A 12,919-nucleotide genomic window follows, 5' to 3' on the forward strand; every position below is an offset into this window, starting at 1 on the left:
TCCATATTATACTTGAATGACCAAAAAATCAACACTAAATATACTCGGAGTATACATTTAAACATATAGTATGTGGTGTATAATGTTAGCAGAAAGGATGATAATGATGCAGGTGAAAAAATCCGATATATTAATTACGGCTCTCCGTCTTTTTATTGAGCAAGGTTATCATGCCACATCGATCCAGGACATTCTTGACAAAACCAATATTTCAAGAGGAACTTTTTATAAACACTTTCAAACAAAAGGAGAACTATTCAGGGATGTACTTGTGTATTCCGAAGAAAAAATGTATGTGGATCGTGATCAACTTTTAGTCGGACAGGATGAAACGAACAAAGATATCTTTATTCGTCAGTTAGAAGTTATGATGAACTATCGCATAGAAAAAAAAGTAGATGCATTGCTTATGGATGCTTTAGTTTCCAACGATAATGAAATTATTGCTTTCTTAAAACAGATCAGGCAACAATGGGCATATTGGTTCTTCACAAGGATGAAGCAGATTTACCCAGAATATCGAGATTATATTGCTGATGCTACAATTTTTTTAACGGGGATTCTGCATAATGCCAACGAAATAAATAATGTTCAAATCCAACCAAAACCTATGATTGAAATTTGCAATTATTGTTTTAGTCTAGTAGATGAAGTACTTTCATTACTCAAACATAAGCGACTACGGCTATTTAATATTGAAGATTTTGAACAGTCTTTACTTAGTATAGGACAAGTAGATTTCCCTTATAATGACCTCATGTTAAGTACTGGGAATTTAAAAAAATTAATTGAGAAACTTCCTGCGAATAACGATAATAGGCAGCACGCCCTTGATTTGTTACAATTTGTGCAGAATGAAGCAATGTCTGAAAATCCGCGGAAAGCCGTAATCTCAAGTTGTTTGAAATCTTTAATGAATATAAAAAGTATTATGAATACTGATGAATTGGTAATTTATATGAATACATTAAAAAAGCTAGGGTTCTATCCTGTGGACCTGAATCCGTGACGAAACTTTAATGTCCTCCTAAACGATTAGATGATTGAACAGTTAACTGTTCAATCATCTAAATATACTAACCTTTCCAAGAAATCAACAGAAAATGTATCCGGGCCAATGATCGAGGAGGTTTCCCCCTCATCTTGAAGCTGTTGGGTAAGTATGCTTCACTCCAGGGTTTATGATATACTCGTTTAAATGTAGACCATTAACACTTACAGACGTTTGATATAGAGAGGTTTTTGATATGACAGAAAATTTTTGGCGTAATTTACCGCGGCCTTTTTTTATACTGGCGCCCATGGAGGATGTGACGGATGTTGTTTTTCGCCATGTCGTCAGTGCAGCGGCCAGACCGGATGTGTTTTTTACGGAGTTTGCGAATACGGAAAGTTATTGTCACCCGGAGGGGAACCATAGTGTGCGCGAGCGTTTGACGTTTACTGAGGATGAGCAGCCCATGGTAGCGCATATTTGGGGAGATAAGCCGGAATATTTTCGTCAAATGAGCATCGGTATGGCGAAGGAAGGTTTCAAGGGCATCGATATTAATATGGGGTGTCCTGTAGCGAATGTAGCGGAGAACGGAAAGGGCAGCGGCCTGATCTGCCGTCCGGAAACCGCAGCGGAACTTATCCAGGCCGCCAAAGCCGGGGGACTGCCCGTCAGCGTAAAAACAAGACTTGGTTTTAGTAGCGTCGACGAATGGCGCGGCTGGTTAACCCATATTTTGCAGCAAGACATTGTGAATCTGTCCATTCATCTGCGGACAAGAGAAGAAATGAGCAAGGTAGCCGCGCATTGGGAGCTCATCCCGGAGATTAAGAAGCTTCGTGATGAGGTGGCTCCGGATACCCTTCTGACCATTAACGGGGATATCCCTGACCGCCAGACCGGCCTCAAGCTGGCTGAGCAGTACGGGGTGGATGGGATTATGATTGGGCGCGGTATTTTTCATAATCCGTTTGCCTTTGAGAAGGAGCCGAGGGAACACAGCAGCGAAGAATTGCTTGATTTACTGCGGTTGCATCTGGATCTCCATGATCACTATTCAGCACTGGGGCCGCCGCGTTCCTTCAGCCCTCTCCCCCGCTTCTTTAAGATATATGTCCGCGGATTTCGAGGGGCGAGCGAATTAAGAAACAGCTTAATGAACGCAAGGTCCACAAGTGAAGTACGCGCGCTGCTCGATGAGTTTAGAAACAAGGAGCATGCCGGAGCGGAGGAACGTGGGGATTAAGTAATTCCTAACGAATCCGTGTGGGAAATAGAAAAAGACATCAAGAGCATGAGGATTGGATGAATGGAGAGGGGCAAACCCGGAGCCAGTAAGCCTTTCCTCTGTTTTTATATGGAGGGGGAGTTTACATGTCCTGGAGCAAATTGAAGCAGCAGCTGGAGAGCTTTCTCAGTCCTGCGTTACAGGGAAGGGTGGAATACCGCGCACCGGGTTATCGTTATTTACCGGATAAATCAGGGATTTGTTATATCTCGGTTGATAAGAAGAACATCCTTAATATGAGTGATAAGACGAACTTCATCAGATGGTACCAAACGGAGCTGGAAATCAAGAATGATCCTGAAATTCAAATTCCGATCACCAGTGACGACATTGAGGCGGTCAGAAAAGATACCAAAGGACCCGTGCCGGAGGATCGCTTAATAGTCATTGCTCGAAGCAGAAAAAGCTCTGAACATGCAAAAGAGCTTTTGTCCGCTCAGGCTTCATTAAGTAAATCCAATTTTATCGTTGTGGCTAATAAGTTCTTATCTACGTCTGTAGAGGATAGCATGGAGAGCCATGAAATCCTATTGAATATTCTAGCTTTGGTGGACAGAAGAGTTGGGAAAAAGCGGATTTTAAACATGTCCGATCAGATGAAGTTAAAGCATCCCATTGTGCAGTATTTTTATGAACTACGGCGTAAAACATTATGAGTATGCTACTCCCTGTTTTTTTTATATATACATAATTTAAACTATAATAAAGTTGTGGTATAAAGTGCTGAGGTAGAATGGAGCAAATGCGTAATTTTTGAAATACGTATGAGGGAGGATCTAACATGACAAAGAGTAATAAAACCAACAACGCAAAGACGCTGTCACCGGAACAGCGAGAAGAGCTGCTCGGAACATTGAAATCCCGATTCGAGAAAAACATGAGCCGTCATAATGGCCTTGAATGGGCTAAGATTCAAGCAAAGCTCGAAGCTAATGTTGAAAAACTGTGGTCGCTCAATGAAATGGAGAGAACTGGCGGCGAACCGGATGTTGTTGGTCATGATAAAGAGACGGACGAATATATTTTTTATGATTGTTCAGCGGAAAGTCCTAAAGGTCGCAGAAGTGTTTGTTACGACCGTGAAGCGCTGGAATCAAGAAAAGAACATAAACCGGAAAATAACGCCATTGATATGGCTGCCGCCATGGGCATTGAGCTTTTAACGGAAGAACAATACCGGGAGATGCAGGAACTTGGAAAGTTTGATACGAAAACATCGAGCTGGGTGAAAACACCCGCTAATATTAGAAAACTCGGCGGGGCCATCTTTTGTGATCGTCGCTACGAGACTGTCTTTGTGTACCACAATGGAGCGGATTCCTACTATGCTGCCAGGGGGTTCCGCGGCTCGTTAAGGGTCTGAATTTTGGAGGGAACCGGCTTTTAGGCGGGGGAGTCATATTCATAGACAAAACAACTTCATAGGAGATGTCTCATAAATCATGTTAAAGAAAGAAGTCGCGTATATTTGCAAGCAATTTAAGCTGGATCACGAAAAGCTGCACATTTTCGATATTCTTAATGTGTATATTATGAAGGAAACCAATGAAATCTATCATTACGAGCGTCAGCCGTTCGAACTGCTGGACAGGGAGAAGCAGGAACTGCATATGGGCAATTTCAAAAAGCTGCTGGCCGGGGAATTGGATCAAAAGCTGTTTGAGTTAAAACTTCATGAGGACGCGGAGACGCCTACGCGGGTACTTCTTCATCAAGGTCTGGTGACCGGCGACCCCGAAGAATGGCAAGATCTGATGCTCCTGCTGGTAGAGAAAATGCTGGCGGATACCCAATATGAACGGGATACGGTGATTACTTTCGTTCGCGGGCAATATTTCAAGCCGACCAAGGCCAGGAACGAAGAAGCCGAGGAGAGCGAAAACGACGAAATGTTCGCCAATCCGTTTATTCTGTGCAGCATAAATTCTACGGAACAACAGAAGAAAACGCTCATGTTCGATTATGTCGAGCGGGAATTCAAGTATAACGTCATCGTAGATCCGATCATTAAGTTAAGTTCGCCGGAGCAAGGCTTTTTCTACCCCAGCGTGACGGATGGCTATTCCGATGTGAATCGTATTCTATATTCCTCGGGCAGAGCGCATGAGCCGAATCAGCATTTCATCGAGGAAGTCTTGAATGCGGAGAAGAGCGTGACTGCGTTAGAAGAGAGGGCCATTTTTGAGGAGATCGTGAAAGAAGTAACGGGAGATCAGCTCGATGCCTCGACGATCGCGAACGTATACGAGGAAATTCATCAAGTCATCGAAACCCACGAGGAGGAAGAACCGCCGAAGCTGGATTATAAAGATGTGGAACGCATGCTGACGGTGAGCGGCGTGGAGAACGTGACGACGGAAAAGGTGGAACGGGCGTTTCAAACGATCGTTGACGATAAAAACTATGAAATCAAAGCGAGCAGCGTTATTCCGAAGTTCACTTCGAAATCGATTAAGATCGATACGAAGATAGCCACGATCTCGATCAGTCCTCAAGATTTAAAGTACGTGAGACAGGTGAATTATCAAGGGAAACGCTGCATCTTGATCGAGGTTGACGAAGACGCCGTGATTGAAGGATTTACGCTCAGTACGGAGACGTTGTAGATCGATTTTAAAGATGAACTTAGATAAATAAGAAAAAGAAAGTTTAGGTTCAACCTAATCATCAGTGCTTGACAGTCATGCCGGCAACAGACCGTGGCCTGGAGCGAGACTCGTTATCCAGAGGCTTTGCACGATTATCCCGTTTGATCGGGTGACTTGGCTTCCTGAACCAGAGGGATAATCGTGCAAAGCGGTTTGAAGAGACAACACCCCCTATCTCCGTCATCATTTATTTTGTTAAGCACTGATTTTGGTCTTGAGCCAAAGTTTATTTAAAATATATTTAATATGAAATCAAGGGGCTAAGTTTTAGGTTGACTCTATGACCTGTAAACTTAGCCTCTTTCCAGTCTAATCAAAAATTTCAAGAAAGTAGAACCTATGTCCTATTGGAATTATTTTCATGTTTCTGTATTATCTGAATTGTAATCATTTGTTTAAGCGCTTTTAATTATGGAATGAACTTGAAGTATTTGTGAAAACAAAGGGGGGAAATAGTGCTGAAAAATGTCGAAAATGAGCAACACGGGAAAATATCAGAAGAAAAATACAAGGAGGTTTGAAAATGACTAATAGAAAGTTTTCTTTTAAAGCCACATCACTTTTGGTAGTTTTAGCAGTATTCTTATCCACCTTTTGCGCAGTCTTACCGGTGAGCGCAGCCGCTAGAGGAGCATGGGCTCCAAATACTGCATATGCAGTAAATGATACAGTAACATATAGTGGAAGTACTTATACCTGTCGTCAGGCACATACTTCCCTCGTAGGTTGGGAACCACCCATTGTTCCTGCTTTATGGGAGAAAGGCGGCAGCGGAACGACACCACCAACGACACCACCAACAAATCCTTCAGTAACAAAGCCATCCGAAGTTCCAAGCCACATATGGACATATGCAGTGAATGCGGACAATAAATTCGGTAAAGGCGGAGATTTTGCTTTATTGCTGAGTGCTGTGATCAAAAAGGAAAGCAGTTTTGGAGCAGGCTTACCAGGCAGTCCATCAGCCGGCGACGGATTGATGCAGGTAGAACCAAACACACGTAATGCTTATTTATCGCAATTCAGCTCAAAATTTGGCTATGCTTATAATCACAGCAGTGAGCAAGATCAGGTATACTTGGGCGCACTCATTTTAAATGAAAAGATTGTTAAATTCGGCAACATATATAACGGCTTATTACACTATAACGGAGGAGATTACTGGTATCCCGGAGCTACAGATTCTTATGGCCGTCCTATTCTGGCCAATCAATACGCAGATGCGGTTTACGCTACTTATAAGGGCTATGGCGGTAAGAACTAAGGCGTTATTTATCCATTAGATGTAAAACTATCAATATCGAATAGTTTAAAAAGATAAAGTAAAATCGGGCTGAAAAAATGCGTTTTTCAGCTCGATTTTTTAGTGTTTTTATAGATAACATTCAGTATCCATCCAATTTAGAATGCTTTTCCGCCTATCAGGGCAGCCTGTCAAATTTGTTTTCCTGGGCATCGATTAACGCCAGCTTGTAATTGAGCTTTTCCAGCGTTTTTATCAGTCGTGCTATTTGTTCCTCCACTCTGCTTTTTTGGTTGGCCAGCATCGTTTTTCTTAAAGGAAGTGTCCGGTCCCCGCTCTTGTACAGCTCAACATATTGTTTTATTTCCGCCAAAGGCAAACCTGCTGAACGAAGCGCTTGTACCATCTCTACACAATCGACGTAGTGGTCGTTGAATTTACGCACCCCGTTAGCATCCCGGTCAACCGCCGGCAATACGCCTTCCTTCTCATAAAAACGCAACGTATACGGGTTAATGCCCGTTTTTTTCACCACTTCCTTCATCGTATAAGCCATAAGCGTTCTTCACCGCCTTTGAGTGTTAGAGTTACTCTCATCTATTTTACAATCTGAACTTGCTATCAGTCTATCATCCCCTTGTCCATAAGGGATCGAGTTTTGGATTTGACTTAGAGCGGCTTCAACCCGGTAAGCTAAGGAAGAAAACAAAAATGATGAAGAGGAGGATCTTCAATGACCAAAACGGTATTGATTACCGGGAGCTCGACCGGACTAGGGAATACGGCAGCGAAGAAGTTTGCCAATGAAGGATGGAACGTGGTTGCGACGATGCGCAAGCCGGACCGGCGCTTGGCGGAGGAAAATCCCGACCGGATTTTCGTAACCGAACTTGATGTGACTAAGCCCGCCACCATCGAGGCGGCGATTGCGGCAGGGATCGCCAGGTTCGGCCGGATCGACGCCGTCGTGAACAACGCCGGAGTCAGCATCCTATCGATCTTTGAAGCCACACCGATGAATGTGATCCGCGGGATTTTTGAGACCAATGTCTTTGGTGTCATGAACGTCATCCAGGCGATTACCCCTTATTTTCGCGAGCAAGGGGGCGGAACCGTCGTCAATGTCACTTCGAACGTGGGTTTTGTATCCAATCCGCTTCTGACGGTCTATGTGGCCACCAAGCATGCCGTCGAGGGGCTGTCGGAATCGCTGTCGTACGAGCTGGAATCGCAAAATATCTCCGTCAAACTTGTGGAACCCGGAGCTATGCGAACCACGAATTTCGCGTCGAACACCATGGCCGCCGCTCAAGACGTATCCATTCCACAAGCGTACAAGTCTTATTTTGATCATATGATGAACTCCATGATGAATTATCCGTTTGATAATGCGGATGAGAACCAGGTTGCGGATCAGGTTTACGCCGCTGCGTGCGATCCGTCGAACCGGCTGCGTTATCTCGCGGGTCCGGACGCGGAAGAAACGGCTAAACTGAGATGGTCCCAATCGGAAGAAAAGTACATGGCAACCATGCGGGATCTGCTGGGGCAAACGGCGTGGCGAAAAAGCCAGGGGTGACATTCAATGAAGATGGAAGAAAGAGTACATCCGGAACTTAAAAATATGTTTTCCCTTTTACCGGAAGTCGTTTACACCAGGGAGAATTTAGCGGCCAAAAGGAAAGAGATGCAAGAGTTTGCTGCCGGTACGGCAGCCTCGCTGCCTGTTAATGACGCAGTTTTGACCTCGGAAAGATATGTTCCGGGCGCGGCGGGGGATCCGGATGTCCGGATCAAAATTTACGAACCGAAAGTGAAGAATGGACCGCTTCCGGGCGTTCTATATATTCACGGCGGCGGCTATATCCTCGGTTCCGCCGATATGATGGACCCTGCTTTGCAGTATTTGGTATCGGAAATCGAATGCGTCATCGTTTCCGTGGATTATCGGCTGGCTCCGGAGCATCCTTTTCCGGCTCCGCTCAAAGATTGCTACGCCGCACTACAATGGTTCTCCGAAAATGCTGAAGAACTGGGGAGCGATTCATCCAGAATTGCGGTTGTGGGCCCCAGTGCCGGCGGCGGATTGACGGCTGCTGTTTCCCTTTTGGCAAGAGATCGAAACGGCCCTTCGATCCTGTTCCAAATGCCTCTTTATCCGATGCTTGACGATCGAATCATAACCAAGTCCAGCAATGAAATCACGGATGACAGAGTGTGGAGCAAAGCCAAAACTCAATTGGCATGGGAAATGTATCTAGGGGAACAAGGTGAAGCATCCCCCTATGCCGCTCCGGCACGTGCAGCCGATTTGTCGGGACTTCCGCCTATGTACACTTGTGTCGGTGACCTGGATCCGTTTCGCGATGAAACCATCGACTATGTACTAAGGCTTACGCAGGCCGGCGTGCCAACGGAATTTCATTTGTACCCCGGATGTTTTCATGGCTGCGAAGAATACTTTCCTTCTGCCGAGATCAGCCAGAGGATGATACAAGAATATCACGCGGCTTTAAAGCGTGCCCTACACAATTGATTGGTTATCCGGAAAGAGAGAATAATTCATAAAGTGTAGATATCATAGTTGAAAAGGGGATTCCCGCGCCGGAAGGATATGGCGGCACACAAAAGTAGTGTCGTATCGTACAGCCGTCCTTTAATAGGGCGGCTTTTTGCATTATGGAGACGCTGCCGAACCCGTTATGACCTCGCTTCTTCGGCGGTTTCCGTGCATTTATATAAAAAATAGGGGGGTAACTTCTTTAATTTGTGAAGTGAAATGTATGCGCTTTCCTTCTATAATTTTCTAGTAAAGGGGGTGACAGTAAGATGTTCTCGGCATGTAACACAGGATAAGCGGTGTACCGCAAAAAGAAGCAACCGGCAAGAAGTAGGGTAGAGGTTAAAGTGGCGATAAAAAATATTTGAGGAGGTAAATGCATGTTTAAGTTTAACAAGAAAATTTTGACGGTATTTACGGCAGCTTTAATGAGTTTTAGCTTGTTGGCGGCAACCTCAAATGCGGCGACAGACTATTGGCAATATTGGACCGATGGCGGCGGGACAGTCAACGCGGTCAATGGGTCCGGCGGCAATTACAGTGTCACATGGCAAAATACCGGGAATTTTGTTGTCGGTAAAGGCTGGACTACCGGATCGCCATCCAGAACAGTAAACTACAATGCCGGTGTCTGGGCGCCGTCCGGCAATGCGTATTTGACGCTTTACGGGTGGACGAGAAACTCGCTCATCGAATATTACGTCGTGGATAGCTGGGGTACTTACAGACCTACCGGAACGTATAAAGGCACCGTGAACAGCGATGGGGGCACCTATGACATTTATACAACGATGCGCTACAACGCACCTTCCATTGACGGTATACAAACATTCCAGCAGTTCTGGAGCGTGCGGCAGTCAAAGAGACCAACCGGGAGCAACGTCTCTATCAATTTTGGCAACCACGTAAATGCATGGAGAAATGCAGGAATGAATCTGGGAAGCAGTTGGTCTTATCAGGTATTGGCGACGGAGGGTTATCAAAGCAGCGGGAGCTCCAACGTAACGGTGTGGTAAGCGGTTAATCAGTGGTATTGTCTAAGGCCGGACGGTCTCGCGGCCGACGGCCTTAACTATTTCAGCAAAAGGTACTTATTTACATACTATAGGAAGGCCTATGGCTTTAAAGGAGGAGATAGCAGTGAGAAGGCTATTGATTTTCCTTTTAATAGCAATCATGTTTGTGGTTAGCGCTTGTTCGCAAGAAAAGACTGACAAGAACAATAGCCTTGTATTCGTCAAAGGCGGAGCTTTTAAGAACACCAAGTCCAATTACTATGGAAAAGATGTAATCCTATCGGATTTTTATATCGGCAAATACGAGGTCACTCAAAAAGAGTGGGTCGAGGTCATGGGAAGCAACCCTTCACAATTCATAGGCGACAATATGCCGGTAGAAATGGTAAGCTGGTATGACGCTGTTGAGTACTGTAATAAACGGAGTATAAAAGAGGGCTTAGAACCTTATTACAATATAGATAAGAATAAAAAAGACCCGAATAATCAGAGTGATTACGATAATATAAAATGGACCGTAACGATCAATGCCGGCGCTAACGGTTACCGATTGCCGACGGAAGCGGAGTGGGAATACGCCGCGGGCGGTGGCCAAATGAGCAAGAGCTACACCTACAGCGGAAGCAATAACGCGGATGAAGCAGCCTGGAATTGGCGAAACGCCGGAGATCAATATTTATCCGGAGACTGGAACTGGCCCATCATAGAGAACAACAATAGTAAAACAAAAGCTGTCGGCGGCAAGAAACCCAACGAGCTGGGGCTTTACGATATGTCGGGCAATGTACGGGAATGGTGCTGGGACTGGTACGGGGACGATTTGGATTATAGTAGCGGCGGATCTTACCGGGTTGTAAAGGGCGGCGGTTGGGTCGGCGACATTCACAGCATTGAGTTGTCTTTTCGCGGCAAGTTCGAGGCGAATGGCTTTGGGGCTGATCAAGGTTTTCGGGTGAGCCGGGGGGAGTAGGCGGGAGCCAAGGCAACCTCCAAATTTTAGATTTGAGTCCAGGTTGCTTCACGTAGTAAGCTGGAAGAAGAACCAATGGAGGGGATTTTTCTTCGAGCCATCCTCTATCTTCGGAAGCAGGGAGTTGACGAACCATGAATCTGGACTCGATCATGCAGGAGCTTGAAGGCCTCGGCAAGGAACGCCTTAAGAAAATGTATATATCCAACGGCGCCCGCGAACCGCTTTTTGGCGTGGCTACGGGCGCTATGAAGCCGATGGCGAAGAAAATCAAAATCGATCAGCCTTTGGCCGAACAGCTCTACGCCACAGGGAACTACGACGCCATGTACTTTGCCGGCATCATTGCCGATCCGAAGGCGATGACTGAAGCGGATTTTGAGCGTTGGATGGATGGGGCCTATTTCTATATGCTGTCCGATTTTGTGGTCGCCGTAACCTTGGCGGAAGCGGATATTGCCCAAAAGGTTGCCGATAAGTGGATCGCCAGCGGGGAAGAGTTAAAAATGTCGGCGGGCTGGAGTTGTTACTGCTGGCTGTTGGGGAGCCGGCCGGACGGTGAATTTTCCGAAAGCAAACTCGCCAATATGCTCGACATGGTAGAAAAGACGATTCACGGCTCACCCGAACGAACAAAATCTGCGATGAACAATTTTATTTACAACGTTGGGGTATCCTATCTGCCGCTCCATGATAAAGCGGTTGAAACCGCAAAGGCGGTCGGCCCGGTGGAAATCAAGCGGGACAAGAAGAAAAGCAGCATCCTGCTCGCTTCCGGCAGTATTCAAAAGGCGGTAGATAAGGGGCAGCTTGGTTTCAAGCGAAAGTATGTACGGTGTTAGACTGGCAAACTTGATAGAAGACGCCCGGTTCATTGAACTCGAGCGTCTTTTTTTTACCAATCCACCTGCTTGTAATCCTTCAGAAATACTCCGGTCCAAGGGCGCTCGGCATCTTTGCCTTCATAGATTGGATCGCAGATTCTGGCTGCGGCATCCTCAAAGTCGAGAGGCAATTCGATTACCTTGCGGGCCTTTACCTGTTCCGGGAACTGGTTCGATACCCATCCGGGGTCCACGGAGGTAATGAAGATATGCTCCTTTTTATATTCCTTGGACATGGTTAGAGTCATCATATTCAGCGAGGCTTTTGCCATGTTGGTGTGAACGTGGTAGCCTCCTTTTCTTTTCATTTGAAAACGGCCTTCCGCCGCGGATACATTTACGATAAATCGGTTTGGATTCGGACTTCGCGTCATGGCATCTTTCAATTTGGTATTGATTAAAAAGGGCGCGGTCACGTTGATCAATTGAACTTCAAGCATCTCAACCACGGAAATTTGCTGGGACTCCGCCGTCCATGAATTTTGCAGCTGCGAAGAGGAAGCCGGCAAGCTTCGTTCCGGATTCAGCAACTGCAGATATGGAGAATCCGCCGTTTCGCTGTTTATCGGATTGGCAATGCGGGGAAGGACGGCTCCACCGGCAAGTTGCGGAGACCCTTGTCCGCCAAAAAGCTGCTTTTGGAGTTCCGCTTCTTTTAGCATCAACCCATCGTATTCCTCGGGGGACATTCTCACCGTCTGCGCAGCATTATTGATAATAATGTCGATGTAAGGGAATTCCTTGTTGATGTAGTGAGCGAACATTTCGACTCTTTCGATTTGGCGAAAATCCAACCCGTAAATATGAATACGATCCTTCCAAGTGTCAAAGTCGGGCTCCTTGATATAACGCTGCAGCGCATCATATGGAAACCGAGTCGTTAAAATAACCCGTGCACCATCGCGGAGCAGACGCAGCGCCGTATGATAGCCGATTTTTGTCCGGCCGCCCGTCACCAGAGCGATGTAGTTGTCCAGATGATGCCTGGCTGTCCGTTTCATTTCATTGTATTCGCCGCAGGCCCGGCATAGCTTGGTATAGTGGTCGTGTACGACCGGATTCGGTTCTTTGCATATATAGCATCTAAATTTTCGGCTGTTTTCGGTTGCTGTTCCCGGGTTCTTCATCTTACCACCTTGAGAAATTATTTACATCCATCATAACATATGATAAAATTTTCTCACACAGTAGCTTAATTAAGGCGCCTGCCTCTCAAGCAGGAGATGAAGGTCTCAATCCTTCCTGTGTAGGGTGATAGTTTAACGAGAACACCTTCCCGCTAAGAAGGAGATGGAGGTTCACTCCTCCTCACCCGT

At 45.9% G+C, this 12,919-nt stretch carries 13 protein-coding genes and 1 tRNA gene; 12 read left to right on the forward strand and 2 right to left on the reverse strand.

Features of this window, described 5'->3' with window-relative positions:
- Positions 1-103 precede the first annotated feature (103 nt).
- The 6 genes from NYE69_RS08980 to NYE69_RS09005 all read left to right on the forward strand — a co-directional run bounded on the left by NYE69_RS08980 (position 104) and on the right by NYE69_RS09005 (position 6,194).
- Positions 104-1,009 (forward strand): TetR/AcrR family transcriptional regulator, encoded by a 906-nt coding sequence (locus tag NYE69_RS08980; RefSeq protein WP_170180930.1) that lies wholly within the window; start codon positions 104-106, stop codon positions 1,007-1,009.
- Between the two features lie 238 nt (positions 1,010-1,247).
- A complete protein-coding gene (locus tag NYE69_RS08985; RefSeq protein WP_340925883.1) occupies positions 1,248-2,240 on the forward strand; it encodes a tRNA dihydrouridine synthase in 993 nt (330 codons plus the stop codon).
- A 128-nt stretch (positions 2,241-2,368) separates the two neighbouring features.
- The gene (locus NYE69_RS08990; protein WP_036628759.1) at positions 2,369-2,938 is read left to right on the forward strand and encodes an SF0329 family protein; all 570 of its coding nucleotides are present in this window, start codon (positions 2,369-2,371) and stop codon (positions 2,936-2,938) included.
- Between the two features lie 125 nt (positions 2,939-3,063).
- Positions 3,064-3,645, forward strand: coding sequence for a DUF4256 domain-containing protein (locus NYE69_RS08995; protein ID WP_340925884.1), 582 nt, complete (start codon positions 3,064-3,066; stop codon positions 3,643-3,645).
- Positions 3,646-3,724: 79 nt separating this feature from the next.
- Entirely contained in the window at positions 3,725-4,888 is a 1,164-nt protein-coding gene (locus NYE69_RS09000; protein ID WP_340925885.1) for a DUF4317 domain-containing protein, read from the forward strand.
- Between the two features lie 565 nt (positions 4,889-5,453).
- The gene (locus NYE69_RS09005; RefSeq protein WP_340925886.1) at positions 5,454-6,194 is read left to right on the forward strand and encodes a carbohydrate-binding protein; all 741 of its coding nucleotides are present in this window, start codon (positions 5,454-5,456) and stop codon (positions 6,192-6,194) included.
- Positions 6,195-6,351: 157 nt separating this feature from the next.
- On the opposite strand, the gene NYE69_RS09010 is transcribed toward NYE69_RS09005, so the two are convergent.
- Entirely contained in the window at positions 6,352-6,729 is a 378-nt protein-coding gene (locus NYE69_RS09010; protein WP_340925888.1) for a MerR family transcriptional regulator, read from the reverse strand.
- A 177-nt stretch (positions 6,730-6,906) separates the two neighbouring features.
- Between NYE69_RS09010 and NYE69_RS09015 the strand changes: the two genes are divergently transcribed.
- The 5 genes from NYE69_RS09015 to NYE69_RS09035 all read left to right on the forward strand — a co-directional run bounded on the left by NYE69_RS09015 (position 6,907) and on the right by NYE69_RS09035 (position 11,561).
- Positions 6,907-7,752 (forward strand): SDR family oxidoreductase, encoded by an 846-nt coding sequence (locus NYE69_RS09015; protein ID WP_340925890.1) that lies wholly within the window; start codon positions 6,907-6,909, stop codon positions 7,750-7,752.
- Between the two features lie 6 nt (positions 7,753-7,758).
- The gene (locus tag NYE69_RS09020; protein ID WP_340925892.1) at positions 7,759-8,709 is read left to right on the forward strand and encodes an alpha/beta hydrolase; all 951 of its coding nucleotides are present in this window, start codon (positions 7,759-7,761) and stop codon (positions 8,707-8,709) included.
- A gap of 404 nt (positions 8,710-9,113) precedes the next feature.
- Positions 9,114-9,749 carry a glycoside hydrolase family 11 protein gene (locus tag NYE69_RS09025; protein ID WP_036625726.1) on the forward strand — a complete coding sequence of 212 codons (636 nt, stop codon included), beginning with the start codon at positions 9,114-9,116 and terminating at the stop codon, positions 9,747-9,749.
- A 124-nt stretch (positions 9,750-9,873) separates the two neighbouring features.
- Positions 9,874-10,719 (forward strand): formylglycine-generating enzyme family protein, encoded by an 846-nt coding sequence (locus NYE69_RS09030; protein WP_124331878.1) that lies wholly within the window; start codon positions 9,874-9,876, stop codon positions 10,717-10,719.
- 134 nt (positions 10,720-10,853) lie between these two features.
- The gene (locus tag NYE69_RS09035) at positions 10,854-11,561 is read left to right on the forward strand and encodes a DNA alkylation repair protein (RefSeq protein ID WP_124331877.1); all 708 of its coding nucleotides are present in this window, start codon (positions 10,854-10,856) and stop codon (positions 11,559-11,561) included.
- A 53-nt stretch (positions 11,562-11,614) separates the two neighbouring features.
- On the opposite strand, the gene NYE69_RS09040 is transcribed toward NYE69_RS09035, so the two are convergent.
- The gene (locus tag NYE69_RS09040; protein ID WP_340925894.1) at positions 11,615-12,604 is read right to left on the reverse strand and encodes an SDR family oxidoreductase; all 990 of its coding nucleotides are present in this window, start codon (positions 12,602-12,604) and stop codon (positions 11,615-11,617) included.
- Between the two features lie 180 nt (positions 12,605-12,784).
- On the opposite strand from NYE69_RS09040, the gene NYE69_RS09045 reads away from it, so the two are divergent.
- Positions 12,785-12,853, forward strand: a tRNA-Glu gene (locus NYE69_RS09045).
- Positions 12,854-12,919: the final 66 nt, after the last annotated feature.

This window comes from Paenibacillus sp. FSL R5-0527, from assembly GCF_038008055.1.
Taxonomy (GTDB): Bacteria; Bacillota; Bacilli; order Paenibacillales; family Paenibacillaceae; genus Fontibacillus; species Fontibacillus macerans.